Genomic DNA, 20570 nt, shown 5'->3' on the forward strand with positions numbered 1-20570 from the left:
TGTATCATTTATCCATTTTAATTTCTCTAGTTTTTTTCACGTCAAAGAAGCCACCATATTCATGATGGCTTCTTATATAAACATATTATTTCTTTAATACAAACCCAAACTTATCCCACGCTTGTAAATAATCCAATAAAAAAATCTCTTCTTCTACAACACGGCCAACTACATTTGTCTTCCCTGTATTCACCATATCTTTTAAAGCAATCTGTAATTCCCCTTTATACTGGCCATACTGTTCATTATCAATGAGAATATCGCCACGTTTAATCGGTCTTGTGTTATGAGGTTTAAACTCTTCTTTTTTATATTTTACACGGCTTTGTGTTGAACGAATCATATATTCAGATACATCCCCGCGATAAAAATGCGGTTCTTCTACTACAATCTTTCTTTCTAATTCTGTTGTTGTTTCATAAATTTCTACATCAAACGTTTGCTTTTCTTTATTTACTTCTCCGAGCACCTTTAATTCTTCTTCTGATGCATATGCATTCGCAATGATTACATCATCAATCAATTCTGTTGCAAATAAATGTTTCGCCTGCGTTGTCATTGGCAATTCACGATGTTGTTCGATTGTACATAACCCTTCCGTTACTGGCCATGGTCCATATGTCGCATCAAATGATGTAATAAAAGCAGCAGTTCTCATGCCGTAATCTTTAAATTGTTTTGAGCATTTCATAAAATGATCATACGAAAGACCAGAATAACGATGCGGGTAAAAATTATGACAACCAATTAAATTTTCACAGTTCGGGCGATGACTCATAATATTATCAACATATTTCGTACCGTTACTCATATTAATCTCAATTTTTAATCCATATGGGTTATATGTCATAATGGATTCTTCTAATCCTGAAAAACCAACATCTAGACGAATACCATATGCACCTAATTCATGGAAGAATGAAAGGTCGTTATAAGAAATACCAAGCTGTTCAAAAACAGCTGGACTAATATCAACAAGTACTTGGAAACCTAATTCATTCGCATGCGAAATCGTTTCCTTAAATTCTTTAACAATGTTCTCTTTTTCTCCATCCACTGATAATAAACATGTGAATACACGTGTAAAACCATATTGATGTGCTAATGTTAAATATTCCTTATCTTTCTCTACTGTAGAATGTTCTGGATAAATAGAAATACCTAATCGTCTCATGCATATACGCCTCTTTCTTCATCATCATTTTGTAAACCCTTTCAAACATATATAGTAAAGTAGTAGAAATCCCCTTCTACTTTACTATCCGTTTGAATCCGCTTTCTTTTCAGAAAAAACATCTCTATCAATCTTAACAACCAGCAGACTATACATCTATACTTTACCTTTTTTAAGAGCATTTGTGTATCATTTACACAAATTTGTAAATTTTTTCTCCCGAAAAATTGTTACATCATTTTAGTTCACCTTTCTTGACTGTTACATTAACCTCTACATATACTCGAAAGAACAGAGAAAAATATTTAGGGGATGAATATATGGGAGAAGCAGCACTCGTAAAACGAGAACCATTATGGACAAAAGAATTTATTGCGCTCATTTTAGCAAACTTATGTATGTTTTTAGGTTTTCAAATGTTAATTCCAACATTACCTGTTTACGTGAAAGAAATTGGTGGCACGAGTTCAAACATCGGATTTGTTGTTGGAATGTTTACTGTGGCAGCTTTAATTATTCGGCCGCTCACTGGAAATGCACTACAAAAATTTAGTAAAAAGCTGATTTTAATGACTGGTACTGCAATTTGCCTACTAGCGATGGGCAGCTACCTATTTGCCTCTACTGTCTTCCTCCTTCTTGCTGTTCGCATTTTACACGGAGCTGGTTTTGGTATTACAACCACAACATATGGAACTGTAGTCTCCTATTTAATTCCTGCAGCCCGCCGTGGTGAAGGTATGGGATATTTCGGTCTCTCTGGAACGATCGCTATGGCACTTGGTCCTCTTATCGGACTCTGGCTTATGCAAACTTATAACTTTACGATTCTTTTTTTATGTGCACTATCTTGCACAGTCGTTTCATTAATATTAACAAAGCTACTCAAAATTCAAACTACTGAGAAACCAATTCAACAAACACACGAAACGTTTTTAGATGGATTTATCGAAAGAAAAGCTTTACTTCCTTCATTATTAATATTGTGTATTACATTAATGTACGGAGGAATTGGGAGCTTTATCACGTTATTTGCTACGCAAGTCGGTATCGCTGATATTAGCCTTTTCTTCTTATTTAACGCCCTTGCCATCGCTGTAACACGCCCCTTCTCAGGAAGACTATACGATGTAAAAGGCCATGCATTTGTTATTATTCCCGGTGTTATCTTAACATTCGCAGGGATTATCCTGTTATCGTATACAACAACAATACCAAGTTTAATCATTGCAGCAAGCTGTTACGGAAGTGGATTCGGCGCTATTCAGCCGGCCTTACAAGCATGGATGATTGACCGTGTAGCTCCGCATCGCCGTGGCGTTGCTACCGCAACATTCTTCTCGGCATTTGACCTCGGCATTGGAGCAGGTGCAATTATCTTCGGATTCATCGCACACTTTACAGACTATGCAACTGTATATCGGTACTCTTCTGTGTTACTTATCGCGTTTCTCTTTATTTACATTACAAATGTACGGAAACAAAAACAACTTAATAAAAAAAATGAAAAAGCTGCTGGATGATTCAGCAGCTTTTCATTTTATCTATACACTGATTTCAAATGTACATATTCCTATGGTTCTTTACATACCACCATTAAACTTCCACTTTTTTGCTCAGTGCGTATTCTCATTTAATACATACACATAATATGACTATTACAAGTAATTTGTACAGAATAACATTACATTTAAGCTATAATTTCCCATAATATAAACGGTCTTTTTTTAAAGTTACGTAAATTTTTTAAAGCTTTGTAAATTTAATGTAAAGTTTACATTGATATCATTTACACCGCCTCAAATTTTAGTTAATAATTACACCGTACATGAAATTTTAAGGAGTGAAATGTGTGGAATTTAATGTTCAAGACATGATCTTCCAGTTTATTGGTGGATTAGGTATTTTCTTATTTGGGATTAAGTACATGGGAGACGGTCTGCAACAAGCAGCTGGTGATCGCCTACGTGACATTCTCGATCGTTTTACAACTAACCCACTTATGGGCGTACTAGCAGGTATGTTAGTTACCGTACTGATTCAATCTAGCTCAGGAACAACCGCTTTAACAGTTGGACTTGTAAGTGCTGGATTTATGACGCTCAGACAAGCAATTGGTGTTATTATGGGTGCTAACATTGGTACGACCGTTACAGCATTTATTATCGGAATTAAAATCGGAGAATATGCTCTTCCAATTATGGCAGTTGGGGCAATCTTACTATTCTTCTTTAAAAATAAAAAAGTACAATCTCTTGGACAAGTCGTATTCGGATTTGGTATGTTATTCTTCGGTTTAGAATTAATGAGCACAGGTATGAAGCCACTACGCTCTTTAGAATCATTCCAAGAATTAACTGTTAGTATGAGTAACAGCCCAGTCCTAGGAGTTATCGTAGGTACAATCTTTACATTAATTGTACAAAGCTCAAGTGCAACAATTGGAATCTTACAAGAATTATTCGGCCAAGGTGCAATCGATTTAAAAGCTGCTCTACCTGTACTATTTGGTGATAATATCGGAACAACAATTACAGCTGTATTAGCAGCGATTGGTACTTCTATTGCAGCAAGGCGCGCAGCATTAGTACACGTTATCTTTAACATAGTTGGTACCATCATCTTTACAATTTTATTAGTACCATTTACAAACTTAATTCAATATTTCCAAACATCGTTAAACTTAAATCCAGAAATGACAATTGCTGTTGCGCATGGAACATTCAACGTAACGAATGCGATTATTCAGTTTCCATTCATTGCAGTTTTAGCGTGGATTGTAACAAAAATTATTCGCGGAGAAGATGCCGCTATTGACTTTAAACCGCAGCATTTAAATCCAATCTTTATTGAACAATCTCCTGCTATCGCCTTAACAGAGGCACAAAAAGAGATTATTCGTATGGCAGAGTTCTCATTACACGGCCTAAAAGAAGCAACTCAATTTTTAAATACAAAAGAAAAGAAACATGCTGATATGGCAGCTCAACTAGAGGGCGCTATTAACAACTTAGATAGAAAAATTACGGAGTATTTAGTGTTACTTTCTGAAAAACCACTTTCACCAATGGATTCCGAAAAACATTCTGTCTTAGCATCTGTTGTCGGAGATATTGAACGCGTTGGCGACCATGTAGAAAACGTTGTAGAACTTGTGGACTCCCAAATTTCTAACCGTGTCACGCTATCAGATGAAGCAATGGCGGAACTAAATGAAATGCTTGAACTAACAATTTCAACATTACAAAATGCAATTGGCGCTTTAACAAACTTCGACACTGAACTTGCACAAACAGTCATTACGAAAGAACGTAAAATTGACCAAATGGAACGTGTATTGCGTAAGCGCCACGTGCTACGCCTGAATGAACGTAGTTGCTCAGGTGATGCAAGCATCATCTTTGTTGATATGGTAAGTAATTTAGAGCGTATCGGTGATCACGCTGTAAATATTGCAGATGGAGTTTTAGGGGAACAAGGAAAAGTTGCATTAAAACAAACACTATAGTACAAAAAAAGACGATCTGGATGAAGTGCACCCCAATTGTTAGACACAGTCTAATAATTGAAGGTGCACTTCATGATGATAAGGTCGTCTTTTTCTATAAATACAATTTAAAAAAACAAATATAAACCTCTCCTTTTTGAGCGAGAGAGAGCGTCCGGTCTTGCATAGAAGCGGTCAGGGCCTTTTTTAGCCCCATTCCAGGTTAAAACAAATGGAGAAAGTAAGTGCAAGCCTCCTTTTGTTTTCATAGCAACGACTTATATGCCAGCAAATCAAATTGCTCGAAATGATGCATGATTCATTATGTCTATCTCCTTTACTCTTAACAAACAGTATTTCTACTTCATTATATAAGACCTATAGAAAATGATATAATCTTCCTCTTGAACATATTTCAACAAATCTTACTTCTTTATTATTTTTTCATAATATGTATTTCTATTTCTAATACGACAAACTATAATTGTTCTATTGCTTATTCTCCTAAAATTAACTTTGCGAAAGGCGGAAAAATCTGACTTTTCGTAAAATAAATCGGATATTAGCGAAATGTAAATGATTTGTAATGTTCTTTTTCGCTAATATTCATTATAATTAGGTGATATGAGTATCGTATTTCAATCCAAATGAAGGAGTATATGAAATGGATCAAAACCCATCTTTGCAAGAAAATATACGAAATAATAAGAAAAAAGGAAAGAAAAAAACAAAAATTATTATAAGTGTCCTTTTATTATTTTTAATAATAGGAGGCAGTTATACTTGGTTTTTAGTAAATAAAGCATCCTCTGCTGTTTTTAATGCCGCCCACGATTTAGCACGCGGTGATAAATCAGATTTACGTGATAAAGCAGTTAAACCTATTTCTAATAATGTATCTGTATTAATCATGGGCGTTGATGAAAGCGATGTACGTGGCAAAGAATACGGTGCTGCTATAAGAACAGATGCAATGTTACTTGCAACTTTTAATAAAGATAGTAAAACTGTAAAACTTTTAAGTATTCCACGAGACACATATACTTATATCCCAATAGAAAAGAAAATGGATAAAATTACGCATGCACATGCATTTGGTTCGGCTAAAAATGGAAAAGCTGGTGGCCCGCAAGCTAGTATTGATGCGGTAGAAGATTTACTCCACGTTCCTGTTGATTACTTTGTAAAATTCAACTTTAAATCATTTATAAAAATTGTGGATGATTTAGGTGGTATTGAAGTAGACGTTCCTGTTGAATTTACTGAACAAGATAGTAACGATAATGCAGGTGCAATCCACTTGAAAAAAGGCGTTCAAAAATTAAACGGTGAAGAAGCTCTTGCTCTTGCTAGAACACGCCATATTGATAGTGATGCAATGCGTGGTCAACGTCAACAACTTGTTATCGAAGCCATTCTGAAAAAACTAACAAACATTGATTCTGTAACAAAAGTAGGAAATATTATTGATCACATTAATGGACAATTCGTTACAAACTTAACATTTGATGATATGTTATCATTCTATAAATACGGTTCAGATTCTTCACTTGAAAAATTACAAATTAATGGTGAAGATTGTTATATGGAAGCCGGTGATGATACATGCGGTCGTCCTAACGGCAAACGTACTTATTACTATATGCCAGTAGAAAAAGATTTAGAAGATTTAACAAAACAACTTCGTACTCATCTTGGACTACCTGAGTATAAGAAAGTTGATTCTGATGATAAAGAGAACAAGAAAAAAACAAGCTCTGAGAAAACAAAAGATACGAAACAAGATAACGATAATCGTCAAAATTCTACTAACCAAAAAAGTAACAATAACGATGAAAACGTAAAGACCAAAACAACATCGAATGAGAAAACAAAAGATACGAAACAAGATAACGATAATCGTCAAAATTCTACTAACCAAAAAAGTAACAATAACGATGAAAACGTAGAGACCAAAACAACATCGAATGAGAAAACAAAAGATACGAAACAAGATAACGATAATCGTCAAAATTCTACTAACCAAAAAAATAACAATAACGATGAAGACACAGAGACAACATCGAATAAAAATTAATATGAAACCCAGCTCTATAGAGATAGAGCTGGGTTTTTTATACACCCTAATATAATTTTGAAAACAACAAAAATTCTAACTTTTTTAACTATCAATTTCAATATCTTTAAATTATAATAAAAGGTAGAGTTATATTCTAATTAACAGGAGGCACAAACATATGAAAGCCGCAGTAAAGCATAATGTTTCAGACTTTAAAGATTATCTACAATCCAATGAAATACATATGGAAGAAAACATAGATGAGAATGATGGCTCTGTATTTTTTTCAGTAAACTTAGAAACAGAGAGTGGTGCAAAAGTTCGTCTTATCGCTGCCTTTCATAACGAGCATCCTACTGTCGATATATATTGCTTCAATGTCGCTCAAGTTCTTGATTCAGCTAAGAAAAGCGAAATATTGCATGTAATCAACGAACTAAATACAGCATATAGATTCGCAAAATTCACAATTAGTAACAGCGACTCCATTGATATTTCAACTTCCCTTGTATTTACAGAACCATACTTTAATCCTGCCCTTGTATTTGAGCATACTAGACTATTATATAAAGCTGCAAATGATGAATATGAAAGATTAATGAAACTTATTTGGGCTTAATAACTTGAACGCCACTGGAGAATCAGTGGCGTTCATACTTTCTATACTAGCCTTCTTCTTAAGGTATCTATATACTACTCTGTAATATCAGATAACAACCTTCCAACGAATCATATTACAATGCGATATCCATCCAAATTTTAATAGATGTTGAAACAATCAAAATCGCTAATATCCACTGCAATACTTTTTGATTTAATCTCTTCCCTACACTTGCCCCAAGTGGTGAAGCGATTAAACTTGCAATAGCAATCATTATAGACGGCAGTACCACTACTTGTCCTGTAGTTACTTTTCCAGCCGTAATACCGATAGATGAAATAAAGGTAATTGCTAATGAAGTTGCAATTGTCATATGTGTAGGGATTTTAAGAATGACAAGCATAATGGGCACAAGAATAAATGCCCCTCCTGCTCCAACAATACCAGAAGAAGCACCGACAATAAATGCTAACATACTAGCTAATCCTTTATTATACGTCAGTTCTTCTAAAGGAAGCTCGCTGCGATTTTTTTTCGGAATAAACATCATAATAGCTGCTATCGTAGCTAAAATAGCATATACAATATTAACTTGCCCTGCATCTAATACTCTTGAACCTAGACTCCCGACAAAACTTCCCACTAAAATACTCGTTCCCATATATAATACCAATGTTTTATTTATATAACCGCTTTTCCGATAAACCCATATACCTGCAAATGTTGCGAAAAACACTTGAATAGCTGTAATACCACTTACTTCATGTGCCGTATAACCAGTAAACCCTAATAGCACCGGAATATATAAAATCATCGGATAATTAATAATGGCACCGCCAATACCAACCATCCCTGAAATAAATGAACCAACAAAGCCAATAAGAAAGATTACAATCATAAAACTGAAGCTCATCTTTATTTTTCCCCCTTCTAAAAAGAAGGCATTCTTTAATTACCTTTAAATAAATAGATTCACATTTCCATCAGAAGCATCTGCTAAATAAGCTGCCACACCAGCGAATTCAACATCTTCCATAATCTCTTCTTCTTTTAGCCCTAATAAATCAACTGTCATTTGACAAGCTACAAGCTTAACACCTTGCTCTTTTGCCATATCAATTAAATCTGGAAGTGGCATAGCATTGTGCTTTTTCATAACATGCTTAATCATTTGAGGGCCCATACCGGCAAAATTCATTTTAGATAAGCCCATCTTATTTGCACCGCGAGGCATCATCTTTCCAAACATTTTCTCTAAGAAGTTTTTCTTTACTTTTACATATTCATCTTTTCGAAGTGCATTTAACCCCCAAAACGTATGGAAAATAGTCACCTCTTGATCATACGCCGCTGCACCATTGGCAATAATATAAGCTGCCATCACCTTATCGTAATCTCCACTAAACAAAACAATCGTTGTTTTTTTCTTTTTCTCCATGTTAACTCCCTACCTCAATATACCTATACGGGTATTTTGTGAAATATACAAAATCCTTTATTTATAAAAGAACTCTGCGTCGTACTCCATATTATTCTATTTTACCTTCCCAATCTAACATACCACCAGTCATATTTATAACCCCAAAACCATAGCTTTCTAAAAACTGAACAGCTCGTGAACTTCTCCCACCAGAGCGACACACCATAATATATTCTTTGTTTTTATCTAATTCATGCATGCGAAATTCCAACAGACCAAGTGGAATATGAATAGCTCCCGGAATTTTTCCTTCCATCACCTCTTCCACTTCACGAACATCAATAACGTGTAATACTTCATGATTCATCAATTTATTTTCTAATTCTTTTGCTGTCATTTCTTTCATTTTTCATTTCCTCCTTAATTCCAAGCATTCATACCACCTGAGACATTCGTAATATGTTGAAAGTCTAATTTTTTTAACATTTTTGTTGCTTGTTTACTTCTCATTCCACTTTGACAAATTACAATTACTTCTTTGTTTTTATCTAAATGACTCGCTTTTTGTACTAACTCATTTAATGGGATATTCTGAAACCCTTGAATATGATTCCCTCTAAATTCACCGGGTGTACGAACATCAATAAATTGTTTATTTTTTTTATTCATCTCCGTCTTTAGTTCTTTCCCGTTTATATTTTTAACTCCCTTAACGGGTAAAAAGCGAGAAATGATAAACCAAGCAACAAGTATAGTTAAAACAATATTGAATACTACATTTGCACTCATACACCATCTCCTCCAATCTTTCTCTATACAATTCGTATCCGTAGAGCAGGCCTTTTTGTTTTACGCCTTTTTAATCCAGAACTTCAGCACACCATTTTCCTCCATATTTTGCAATACTTCGTGTCCACCTGTTTTTGACCACGCTGGAATATCCTTTATCGCGCCTTTATCTGTTAAGTGAACCTCTAGCACTTCTCCAGATTGTAAAGCTTCCATAGCTTTTTTCGTTCTTACGATTGGCATTGGACATGCTAATCCTTTTACATCTAATACTTGTTTTACGTTCATATTCTATACCTCCAAAATATTTTTTAATTTTTACTTAATCATGTACCGCACAGCGATTTGGACCAATTTCCATTTCGCGCTCTTCTTCTACACTTGGATTGATTTTCCCCATATTCGTTTGACGAATATCTTGATATGCATTCGGCTGGGGCGGTAGATTTTCTGTAACTGTTTTTCGAAACTCCAACTCATCTTCAATATTTAATCCTGCATTTCGTTTAAATAGATCTTTCAGTTTTGCATGAACCCGCCCTTGCTCATTCATCTCACTTACTTTCGAATAATGTGCTGGTAAAACAATTAAATCTTGAGATAATGTTTTATAACGTGTATATAAAGTGTTACGTAAATCACTTACCCAGTCTTCCGCCTTACCTGCAAGGTCTGGGCGTCCAATGGAATCTACGAATAAAATATCACCTGATAGAAGGTAAGCATCGTCTACAATGAATGATGTACTTCCAATTGTATGTCCTGGTGAATAGATTGCCTCAATATCAATTTTCGTCTCTCCTACTGTAATTACTGTTCCTTCTACAAGGGGTTCATAAGAAAAGACAACTTCCTCAGCATCTTTTGGTGGCAACCAATACGTACCTTTCACCTTCTCTGCTAACTTACGACCACCAGAAATATGATCGGCATGTAAATGTGTATCCATAACGTTTGTAATCATAGCACCTTGTTCTTTTGCAAACTCCTCATATGCTTCAATTGTTCGCATAGAATCAATGACTACAGCTTCCCCATTTGAAATAACCATATAGGACAAACATCCTTTTCCAAGACGGTTAAATTGATACACGCTGCCACCATCTTTTAAATCCCCTACTTTAATCGGCTTCACATATTCACTCCAAGCTTTCATACCACCAGCTAAATAATAAACATTTTTCAAACCAGCCTCTATAAGTTGCTCAGCAACAAACTTGGAAGATCCTTCTTTGGCACATACAACAAGAATATCTTTTTCCTTTGGCAACTCTTCCAAGATGCTTTCTACGCCTTCTAACAAATCAAAGTATGGTTTATTAATGGAAAAAACTTGTTTCCCTTCCATTCTCCAATCCATATAATCCGCTTCATTACGAACATCTAAAATAAATAATTCTTCAAATAAAACTTTCTCAGCAACATCTTTCGCTTGTAATCCTATAGCATCCACTACCTTACCCCCTATGGTATAAATTTTGTTAAAAAAATTAAAAGTTAACTGCCCTACTCAAATTTTTTCTTATTCTTTTTCTGTATTAGCTTACTATTGTAGCAATTAACACACATATACCTGTATGGGTATATTAAAATGTTTTTTAAAATCTGTCAACACATTCGTTTGACAGATTATCTGCTTTTTACAAGCAGTTGTACAGCCTCTTTAATTAAATCTTCATTTGATGTATCGCCTTTTTCAAATTGTTCTCGCAAACAGTTTTCCAAGTTCGTTCCTACAATTAATCCAATTGAGCGATCCATAGCAGAGCGTGATGCTGTTAATTGTGTAATAACCTCTTTACAATCTTTTTCTTCTTCAATCATTCGAAGTACACCGCGAATTTGTCCCTCAATTCGCTTCAACCTATTTTTAATATCTTGATTATATTCCAACGTACTATCACCTCAATACTTTAATAGACATGCTTTATCTAAAAAAATGTCTACTGCACCAGATTGTAATAAAATTCTTATTTGAATTTACAACCTCATCATATACCCTTCAGGGTATTTTGTAAAGCCCTATTTTCATTTCGCCTTATCATAATCAATAGGGCTTTACTTTAAACCTATTTATATACAATCCGGTCTGGCAAAGCAGTTGCATACAATTTAAAACCACCATCTACATTCTTCACCTTATATCCTTTTTCCATTAACATACGTGCAGCAACATAGCCTCTCATACCTAGCTGGCATGTAATATATATTTCTTCATTTACTGGAATTTCATCCAATCTTTCACGTAATTCATCTAATGGAATATTAACTGATCCCTTAATCATCCCTTGTTTCAATTCATTCGGTTCACGAACATCCATTAAATATCCACCTTTTGGGGCAATATGATTAATTTCATGCCACTGCACTGTATCTACAAGCCCTTCAATCATATTACTTGCAGCATACCCCACCATGTTTACTGGGTCTTTTGCAGAAGAATACGGCGGTGCGTATGCTAATTCTAAATCTGGTAAATCCATTACCTTTAGCTTAGCTTTCATTGCCGTCGCAATTACATCAATTCGTTTATCTACACCGTCACGCCCAACAGCTTGTGCACCATAGATTTCTCCTGATTCTTTATTAAAAAGCAATTTTAATAAAATTGGATATGCATTTGGGTAATAACCCGCATGAGAATTCGCCTGTACATGCACTACCTCATAGGGTATATTTAAACGCTGCAATACCTTTTCATTTACTCCTGTTGAAGCAACCGTTAATTCAAATACTTTTGCAATTGATGTTCCCATCGTCCCTTTGTATACAGACTCTGTATGCCCATGAATGATATCCGCTAATAGACGACCTTGTCGATTTGCTGGCCATGCTAACGGAATCATTGTCTCTGTTTCTGTTACAAAATCTTTTACTTCAATCGCATCACCAATGGCATAAATAGATGAATCAGACGTTTGTAGTTTTTCATTTACTTTAATTGTCCCGCGTACTCCAAGTTCTAGTCCTGCTTCTTTTGCCAAGCTACTCTCTGGCTGGACACCGATAGACAGAATTACCATATCAGTATTGATTTTCGAACCACTTTTTAAGCGTACGACTGCTCCGCCTTCTTCAAAAACATCTACTCCATCTTCCAAAATGAGCTGAACACCATGCTTTTTCATATGTTCGTGTACATATGCTGCCATTTCATAATCAATTGGCGGCATTACTTGATTTGCCATCTCAACAAGCGTCACATCAATTCCTTTTTCTCTCAAGTTTTCTGCCATTTCAACACCAATAAATCCTCCCCCGATGACAGTAGCATGACGTGGTTTCTGCTCATCAATATACCCTTTAATACGATCTGTATCTGGTACATTTCGTAATGTAAACAACGCTTTTGCTGTTTCAATTCCTGGAATAGGCGGTACAATTGGCTTAGATCCTGGTGAAAGAATTAAAATATCATAAGACTCTTCGTATGTTTCATTTGTCATTACATTTTTCACAATAATTGTTTTTTCTTCTTTATTAATTTTTATCACTTCACTTAAAACACGAATATCTAAATGAAATCGCTTTGACATCTTTTCAACAGTTTGCACTAACAACTTCTGTCTCTCTTGAATCACACCACCAATGTAATATGGTAACCCACAGTTTGCAAACGAAATATATTCGCCTCGCTCAAACATAATAATTTCATCCTCTTCACTTAAACGACGAAGACGTGCTGCTACTGATGCTCCTCCCGCAACTCCACCAACTACAACAATTTTTTTGCTCATCTTTTCATAACCTCCACGATTATTTTTACTTTTCTTCTTTTTACTTACTACATATAAATATACCGGATGGTAAATTACATATACCCGTATAGGTATATAATAAACACAAAAAAATATAATGACAATATATAAAGCTCAAACTTTATGCTTGTTCACAAAATTGAAACAAACTTGGTATGAAAAAAGCCACTGGTTTCAGCGGCTTCACACATACTTCCGATGTACCATCTTCCCATCATATGAGAAGACAACACCTTTATTCTCAACATTAGATTCCATATGCACCGTTCTTCCCCATAACTGATGAATGTATGGCAATACTTTTTCTAAGTATTTTAAATCTAGCTCGATTCCTTCGTAACTATGTTTAATATACAGTTCCCCATTCTTTAAGTAGTCACCATCTTCTACTACTAAATACGGGAAACCTCCATTTGTTCTCATATTAACAAGCTGATCACGAACATGTTCCCACTCTTTATCAATTACCTTATACTCTTTTCCTTGGCGCTGGAATAAGTACATATCTTCTCTCATAACCAATTCTTTATTTAAGTAATTCCTTAAGAAGGATACGTCCCATTCAATTTCCCGTACTTCAAAGATTTTGTCACGGCCTGATCCAGGTTTTACACCACGACGTTTCATTTCTTCAGTTGGATTATTATAACGTTCTTCAATATCTTCGAACATTTTAATGCCAAGGTAGTATGGATTAATACTTGTTTTTGACGGCTGTACGACACCTGCGTTAAGCTTCGCAAATTCGATTGCTTCAGAAGATGTTAAGTCCATTTCCCGGAGTATACGTTGATGCCAGTACGAAGCCCAGCCTTCGTTCATGATTTTTGTTTCTAGTTGCGGCCAGAAATATAACATTTCTTCTCGCATCATCGTTAAAATATCACGTTGCCATTCATCTAGTTCCCTACTATATTCTTCAATAAAGAGCAGCAAATCTTTCTCTGGCTGCGGCGGGATTTTCTTTTTCTTCCGCATATTTGGTCGTTCTCGTTTTTTATTTCTATCATCTAAATTCCACAAATCATCATACTGTGAAACTCGTTTCTTTTCTACTTCTTCCTCTTCTAAGTCATCTATGCTCCAAGCTAGCTTCGGCCGCATAAGCGATGGATCAATATGTTCTTGAATGGCCAAAACAGCATCTAAAAACGTTTCTACCTCTTCTTTTCCATATTTATGTTCATATGCTTTAATTCGTTCTGCCGTCGCTGCCATACTTTCAACCATATCGCGCTTTGTATTTGAGAAGCGGATATTATTTTTAAAGAAATCGCAGTGTGCTAATACGTGTGCTACAATCAACTTATTTTGAATCAATGCATTTGTATCGAGTAAAAATGCATAACATGGGTCAGAGTTGATGACAAGCTCATATATTTTACTAAGTCCCAAATCATAATGTAGCTTCATTTTGAAGAATTGTTTCCCAAAACTCCAATGTGAAAACCGCGTCGGCATGCCATACGCACCAAATGTATAAATAATTTCCGCTGGGCACACTTCATAGCGCATCGGATAAAAATCAAGTCCAAACCCTGTTGCAATTTCAGTAATTTCAGCGATTGCATATTGTAGTGCTTTATCATCACTAGTTCTCATTATTTTCCCTCCTTACACTTTCCCTTAAGAAAGTGTATGAGGGGAAACGAGCTTTCATGAGAAATGATGAAAAATAGATACTCTACCCTTTACTTTAACCAGTAGTCCTCTTCATAATCATATGACAGATACTGCTCTTCATAACAGCGTTGGCACATATTATAAGGGTAATCCCCTGGCATATATTTTTGACAATACTTGTACCTTTTACGATGGTTTAGCAAGTGTTTGCTTACATACTCATCAATTACTGCAATATAAAAAAGTACTAGAAAAGCACAAAAAAGCCGGATACAAATTTCACATCATTTGCATCCAGCTTTCCACCTTTATCTATTACCCCTCAATAACTTCAAGCCTCTCCATAATCGGCGTGCGCTCTTTTCCTTCTGGCTTCTTATCGAAATAACCAATATGAAGGATTCCAACAATGCGTTGTCCTTTTGTTAATCCAATTCCTTCTATAAATAAAGGATTATAATTCAATCCGCCTGATTTCCAAACACATCCTAGTCCGCGCTCCCAAGCGAGTAACTGAAAGTTTTGTATAAATGCACATACTGCTGCGTAGTCTTCGTCGCGCTGGATTTGACGTGGATCTTCATCCATATACACAACGATTTGAGCTGGTGTACTTAGAAAACGATCGGATAAAACTTTACCTCGTTTTGCTCTGTCTTCTTCTGTAAAAGAATTTAATACAGCATCTACTAATTTTTGACGGCCTTCTCCAATAAATAATTTACATTTCCATGGCTCACGATGCTGATGGTTTGGTGCCCACGTTGCATCATTTAATAGTTCAATTAATAATTCTTTTTCTACTGTTTTATCTGTAAATGTACGAATGGAGCGTCTTTCTTTAATGATATTTGCAATGGAAGTATATGTAGTCATATGTTTCTCTCCCTTATCCTCATCTATATGTATAAGTTTATTACTGATATTGATTTTCAATTTCGATTATAACTCAGTTTTCTACCATTAATCAATGTTTTATGTTGTAAAACTAAGAAAATAATTTCTCGTGAATTATGGAAAAAAACTTGTAATGTTCACAAGTTCTTCACAACTTCTCCACAACTTTGGGAAACTCTATAGATAAAGTTTCCCATTTTATTCAATTAGGAGGAATATATGTATGTACAAAAAAGTAATAGCAAGCATTTTAGCAACAGGACTTTTATGCGGAATAGTAGTCTTCCCTGCTTCTGCTGCCTCTCAAAAAGAATTCACAGCGCATCATCACAAACCAATCTCAGATGAACAACTACAATCTTTAGAAAAACAAGGTTATAAAAAACATGAAATTTGGAAAGCAGCACACATTGCAAAGATTAGCAAAAAAGATATTAAAGATGTTTTATCGTACTATAAACAAAATAAATCTTGGAAAGAAACAGCAAAGCATTTTGGCGTGGATCCAAAGAAACTGCATAAACATCATATGAGTAAAGAAATGAAGCAAGCATTGCTGCAAAAAGTAGCCGAAATGCAAAACTCCACACCAGAACAAATGAAGAAAATAATGAAAGATAATAATATTCGTTTGCATCACCTTACAGTTTTAACCATCATTGCACAAAAAAGCAATACACCATTCAATGACGTATTAAAAATGAAAAAAGATGGCATGCATATTAAACAAATCGCAGAAAAATTAAATGTGAAAAAAGAAGATATAAGAGCTGAAATGATGAAATTAATACAGTCTGTGAAAGAAAAAAAGACAAATTAAACATAAAAAGGAAGAAGTATTTATCACTCTTCCTTTTATATACAAATATTAAAAAAAGCTGTTCAAAAGACAAACATTGTCTAACTTTTGAACAGCTTTTTTGTGTTTCCTGTATAAAATTTGTTCTTCCCAAAAAAACTAACGAGAGCATTCCATATAAGGGAAGGAGTGAAAATTATTGTTTAGCTTACCACGAAAAAATTCTAAAGCAAAAAACAAAAAAATGAGCTGTACCATTCCAGAATTTATTCATACGATGAAAGAATCTACTGATTTTGTTTCTTATAGCATTACAGAAAACGATGCACTATGTCTTTTTTATTATAAATCTGTCGTGGAAGAGCTCATAATTAAACGATTTATTTTGACACCTATTAAAAAGCAATTAGAACAAATCCAAAACATTGCAGACTTGACAAACATCGTCTTTATTGAAGACATTATTATCTCTCCCTCCATTGATGATATTCGTGAAAAGTTATTGGGTGGGTATGTACTCATAGAGTTACAAAATACATCCCATGCTGCACAGTATGCTTTAATTCAAGCAGAAAGTACCGTTCTTGGTAAGCGTTTATATAATGATACTGAAAATGAATATAGTGTAATTGGACCGAAAGTTGGTTTTGTGGAGAGCATTGATATAAATATTCACTTGCTACGTCGCGGCATCATAACAGAGCAACTCATTTTTAAAGAGATTATTGTCGGCTCTATGTCCAAGACACATGTTACCATTGCCTATATAAAAGGACTAACAAATGAACAACACATTAATACAGCGACGCAGCGTCTTCAAGATATTGATTTTGATGTTCCTTTTGATGCGACAATGATTGAACAATTTTTGAGTGATAATAGTAACTCACCCTTTCCCGTTTTACTGCCAACTGAGCGAGTTGATCGGGCTGTATTCGCTCTTATCACTGGTCAAGTATTAATTTTAACAGACGGATCACCGTATGCATTAGCCGGACCAACAACATTATTAGATTTTTTTGTTTCTCCAGAAGATTATTATTTACCATGGATCATTGGCTCTTTCTTCCGAGTGATTCGCTTTTTTGGGGCCTTATTTTCTCTGTTTTCTTCTGCCATTTATACAGCTGTCTTAACATTTCATTATCAAATGATCCCATCAGATTTGTTAGGACCTATTATTTTTTCTAGAGCCAATGTACCTTTTCCCCCAGTTTTAGAAGCACTCTTTTTAGAAATTACAATTGAATTACTTCGTGAAGCTGGGGCACGCTTACCTACAAAGGTCGGTCAAACCATTGGTATTGTCGGTGGAATTGTTATTGGACAAGCTTCTGTTCAAGCTGCTTTAACGAGTACAATTTTATTAATTGCTGTGGCTTTATCTGCATTAGCTTCTTTCACCATACCAACAGTGAAGATGTCTTCGACCATTCGTTTGCTCCGGTTTCCACTCATCCTTTTAGCCGGTGCCTTTGGCGGACTTGGTCTTATTGTTGGATTTGTGATGATACTTACGCACTTAATTCAGTTAAAATCACTTGGATCACCTTACTTAGTACCTTTGTATCCATTTCGTGGTTTAGCTACATCTGAAGGTTTTATTCGCTTCCCATTTAGCCACACAGCGCAGCGTCCTTCTTTTCTACGTCCAAAATCGAATTGGCGCTATAACCCAATGAAAGCAAAGACAAAACGTGATGGTGAAAAGACATGAAAAAATTTTTAACTGTATGGATTATTGGGGGATTATTTTTCCAATCTGCTTGCACTCAAACTCAAATTATTGATACACAAAGAATTATTCATGTTGCGGGATTCGATATAAACAAAAATAAAGAAGTTCAAGGAACGATTTTGTATCCCGACTATACCCGTGGTGTACAGACGAAACCAAAAATTCAGTCAACATCGGCAGATTCGATTGAAACAATCGCATCTCGTATGAATGGAAAGTCCCCTCACAATGTTGTTGTAGGACAAATGCGTACCGTGTTATTTGGGAAGTCTTTTGGTACGTATGGAATTGGTGATATTGTGGATAATTTACACAGGGATCCTAATATTGGAAGGGATGTACAATTCGCATTTGTCGACGGCTCAGCAGAAAAGCTGTTAAAACATATTGCGTCAAATGGTTCATTATATCTCTCTGACTTGTTGGATCAAAATATGATGAATGAAAATATTCCTCGTGCTACTTTAAATGTTTTTTTATATGATTACTATTCATATGGATCCGATCCATTCATTCCTTACATTCAAATGAGTAATAATAAAGCGGCTACAGTAAAAGGACTTGCATTTCTCAAAAAAGACAAAGTAGTTATGTTTACCGATCAAAAAGATTCATTTTTAGTAAAATTACTGACTCATCCTACTAAAAATGGTCGTTATGAAACGTCCATCCAAAAAGATGGCCATAAAGGGCTTATAGTCACACAAAACTTATCTGGAAAAAGCACCTATTCTCTTGATGGAGATGGTGAGATTCCGAAAGTAAACATTCATTTAAAACTAAATGGTTTGATAAAAAACTCTCCGAGTTGGCTTAATTTAACGAAGCCTCAAAATATAGCTTATATCAAAAAACAAATCGAGCAAACGATGGAAAAACAGTCTAAAGCTTTGATTCAGCAATTTCAACAAAAACAAATAGATCCGTTAGGAATACAGGATCAAATTAGAAGCCGTACGAGAAAATGGAACATACAACAAATACATAAAATGTATCCATCTGTAGATGTAAATATTGATGTAAAGGTTAATGTTGTGCAATCTGGTATCGGAGAATGATGAGGTGACGATATGAATACCAGCAGCAAAGAACTAACAGTATCTCCTTACTTCGCTTTCTTTTTAATTCACTCTCTTCAAATCGGAGTAGGAATTTTAGGATATCAACGTATCCTGATTAAAAGCGCTGGATATGACGCTTGGATTTCCCTTATCCTTATGGGATTTGCAACTCACATTGTTTTATTTTGTACGTTAGCGATGCTAGAGAAAGATGACGACTTAATCAATATACATACAACATGCTTTGGAAAGTGGATCGGATCTTTCTTTTCTCTATGCTTTACTGCTTATTTTCTTTTATTTTGCCTTACCATTCTTCGAACATATATTGAAGTCATTCAAGTTTGGGTATTTCCTACAATTAAATTGTGGAAGTTGAATATGCTCTTTTTATTCATTGTTTTTTATGTTATTAAAGGTGGATTTCGCTCTGTAACCGGTATCTGCTTTTGGGGGATCGTCATTCCTTTTTTTGTAATTCTTTTTTTAATTTTCCCAATGAAATATGCCCATTTCCGTAATGTTTTACCTATTTTGACGCATTCACCTTTACAAATTTTTCAATCAGCAAAAGATTCTATATTAGAATTTCTCGGATTTGAAGCATTGCTACTTGTATACCCACTCATTGAAAAAGGAAAATCTCTAAAAAGATGGGCACACGGTGGAATTGCTTTAACAACCATTATTTACGTTATCTTAGCACTCATTTCTTTCATGTACTTTAGTGAAGGACTTTTACAGCGTACAATTTGGGCAACCTTAACAATGCTTAAAATTATTAAAGTTCCTTTCATTCAACGATTTGAGTACATCATTATTTTTGTTTGGTTTCTCATCATTTTACCTAATCTTTGTGTAACGATTTGGTCTTCTTGCCAATCCATGAAACGATCGTTCCATATTCCGTTTAAGTTTACATTGCCTTTTTTCATTTTCATTGTGTATATCGCGTCTTTATTTATTATAAACAGAGAACATATTAATACATTGAACACGCTCCTATCTCGGGCTGGTCTGTATATTGTATATGTCTATATCCCTCTCCTTTTTCTATGGCATTCCATTCGCTGGCGGTTGAAAAATAAACAAAATAAAACTTCACCATAGGAAATCACTAGCGAGTTTGGTACAATTTTACTAATACAAAGGCAAAGGGGATAT

Annotated in this window: 19 protein-coding genes; 8 read left to right on the top strand and 11 right to left on the bottom strand. The window is 34.9% G+C overall.

Annotated features, from left to right (window positions below; translation table 11 throughout):
- Window positions 1-85: 85 nt before the first annotated feature.
- Window positions 86-1174 carry a DUF871 domain-containing protein gene (locus MHH45_RS12375; protein WP_016113215.1) on the bottom strand — a complete coding sequence of 363 codons (1089 nt, stop codon included), beginning with the start codon at window positions 1172-1174 and terminating at the stop codon, window positions 86-88.
- A 320-nt stretch (window positions 1175-1494) separates the two neighbouring features.
- Here MHH45_RS12375 and MHH45_RS12380 point away from each other — a divergent pair, with 320 nt between their 5' ends.
- The 4 genes from MHH45_RS12380 to MHH45_RS12395 all read left to right on the top strand — a co-directional run bounded on the left by MHH45_RS12380 (window position 1495) and on the right by MHH45_RS12395 (window position 7339).
- Window positions 1495-2697 carry an MFS transporter gene (locus tag MHH45_RS12380; RefSeq protein ID WP_016113214.1) on the top strand — a complete coding sequence of 401 codons (1203 nt, stop codon included), beginning with the start codon at window positions 1495-1497 and terminating at the stop codon, window positions 2695-2697.
- 329 nt (window positions 2698-3026) lie between these two features.
- Entirely contained in the window at window positions 3027-4682 is a 1656-nt protein-coding gene (locus MHH45_RS12385) for a Na/Pi cotransporter family protein (RefSeq protein WP_016131198.1), read from the top strand.
- Window positions 4683-5325: 643 nt separating this feature from the next.
- Window positions 5326-6738, top strand: a complete 1413-nt coding sequence (locus MHH45_RS12390; RefSeq protein WP_340862338.1) for an LCP family protein — start codon at window positions 5326-5328, stop codon at window positions 6736-6738.
- A 160-nt stretch (window positions 6739-6898) separates the two neighbouring features.
- Window positions 6899-7339, top strand: a complete 441-nt coding sequence (locus MHH45_RS12395; RefSeq protein ID WP_088093939.1) for a hypothetical protein — start codon at window positions 6899-6901, stop codon at window positions 7337-7339.
- 115 nt (window positions 7340-7454) lie between these two features.
- Here MHH45_RS12395 and MHH45_RS12400 read toward each other — a convergent pair whose 3' ends face one another.
- The 10 genes from MHH45_RS12400 to MHH45_RS12445 form a co-directional block, all read right to left on the bottom strand.
- Window positions 7455-8234 (bottom strand): sulfite exporter TauE/SafE family protein, encoded by a 780-nt coding sequence (locus tag MHH45_RS12400; RefSeq protein ID WP_088093940.1) that lies wholly within the window; start codon window positions 8232-8234, stop codon window positions 7455-7457.
- A gap of 45 nt (window positions 8235-8279) precedes the next feature.
- Window positions 8280-8759 carry a DsrE/DsrF/DrsH-like family protein gene (locus MHH45_RS12405; RefSeq protein WP_088093941.1) on the bottom strand — a complete coding sequence of 160 codons (480 nt, stop codon included), beginning with the start codon at window positions 8757-8759 and terminating at the stop codon, window positions 8280-8282.
- Window positions 8760-8850: 91 nt separating this feature from the next.
- Window positions 8851-9147: a rhodanese-like domain-containing protein gene (locus tag MHH45_RS12410; RefSeq protein WP_006093617.1), complete on the bottom strand. Its 297-nt coding sequence runs from the start codon at window positions 9145-9147 to the stop codon at window positions 8851-8853.
- A gap of 14 nt (window positions 9148-9161) precedes the next feature.
- Window positions 9162-9530, bottom strand: coding sequence for a rhodanese-like domain-containing protein (locus MHH45_RS12415; protein WP_088093942.1), 369 nt, complete (start codon window positions 9528-9530; stop codon window positions 9162-9164).
- A gap of 60 nt (window positions 9531-9590) precedes the next feature.
- Entirely contained in the window at window positions 9591-9818 is a 228-nt protein-coding gene (locus MHH45_RS12420; RefSeq protein ID WP_016113207.1) for a sulfurtransferase TusA family protein, read from the bottom strand.
- Window positions 9819-9852: 34 nt separating this feature from the next.
- A complete protein-coding gene (locus MHH45_RS12425; protein WP_088093943.1) occupies window positions 9853-10983 on the bottom strand; it encodes an MBL fold metallo-hydrolase in 1131 nt (376 codons plus the stop codon).
- Between the two features lie 176 nt (window positions 10984-11159).
- The gene (locus MHH45_RS12430; RefSeq protein ID WP_088093944.1) at window positions 11160-11423 is read right to left on the bottom strand and encodes a metal-sensitive transcriptional regulator; all 264 of its coding nucleotides are present in this window, start codon (window positions 11421-11423) and stop codon (window positions 11160-11162) included.
- A gap of 176 nt (window positions 11424-11599) precedes the next feature.
- Window positions 11600-13267, bottom strand: a complete 1668-nt coding sequence (gene cdr / locus MHH45_RS12435; protein ID WP_016113205.1) for a CoA-disulfide reductase — start codon at window positions 13265-13267, stop codon at window positions 11600-11602.
- A gap of 204 nt (window positions 13268-13471) precedes the next feature.
- A complete protein-coding gene (spoVR, locus tag MHH45_RS12440; RefSeq protein WP_016113204.1) occupies window positions 13472-14890 on the bottom strand; it encodes a stage V sporulation protein SpoVR in 1419 nt (472 codons plus the stop codon).
- A gap of 336 nt (window positions 14891-15226) precedes the next feature.
- Window positions 15227-15787 carry a nitroreductase family protein gene (locus MHH45_RS12445; RefSeq protein ID WP_088093945.1) on the bottom strand — a complete coding sequence of 187 codons (561 nt, stop codon included), beginning with the start codon at window positions 15785-15787 and terminating at the stop codon, window positions 15227-15229.
- Between the two features lie 244 nt (window positions 15788-16031).
- Between MHH45_RS12445 and MHH45_RS12450 the strand changes: the two genes are divergently transcribed.
- The 4 genes from MHH45_RS12450 (at window position 16032) to MHH45_RS12465 (ending at window position 20516) form a co-directional block, all read left to right on the top strand.
- The gene (locus tag MHH45_RS12450; protein WP_016113202.1) at window positions 16032-16628 is read left to right on the top strand and encodes a hypothetical protein; all 597 of its coding nucleotides are present in this window, start codon (window positions 16032-16034) and stop codon (window positions 16626-16628) included.
- 178 nt (window positions 16629-16806) lie between these two features.
- Window positions 16807-18324 carry a spore germination protein gene (locus tag MHH45_RS12455; protein ID WP_416076124.1) on the top strand — a complete coding sequence of 506 codons (1518 nt, stop codon included), beginning with the start codon at window positions 16807-16809 and terminating at the stop codon, window positions 18322-18324.
- Window positions 18321-19403 carry a Ger(x)C family spore germination protein gene (locus tag MHH45_RS12460; RefSeq protein WP_088093946.1) on the top strand — a complete coding sequence of 361 codons (1083 nt, stop codon included), beginning with the start codon at window positions 18321-18323 and terminating at the stop codon, window positions 19401-19403. Before MHH45_RS12455 ends, MHH45_RS12460 begins: the two co-directional genes overlap by 4 nt.
- Window positions 19404-19415: 12 nt before the next feature.
- Window positions 19416-20516, top strand: coding sequence for a GerAB/ArcD/ProY family transporter (locus tag MHH45_RS12465; RefSeq protein WP_088093947.1), 1101 nt, complete (start codon window positions 19416-19418; stop codon window positions 20514-20516).
- Window positions 20517-20570 lie beyond the last annotated feature (54 nt).

Origin of the sequence: Bacillus sp. FSL K6-0042, from assembly GCF_038006685.1 — a bacterium.
In the GTDB taxonomy this organism is placed as follows: Bacteria; Bacillota; Bacilli; order Bacillales; family Bacillaceae_G; genus Bacillus_A; species Bacillus_A pseudomycoides.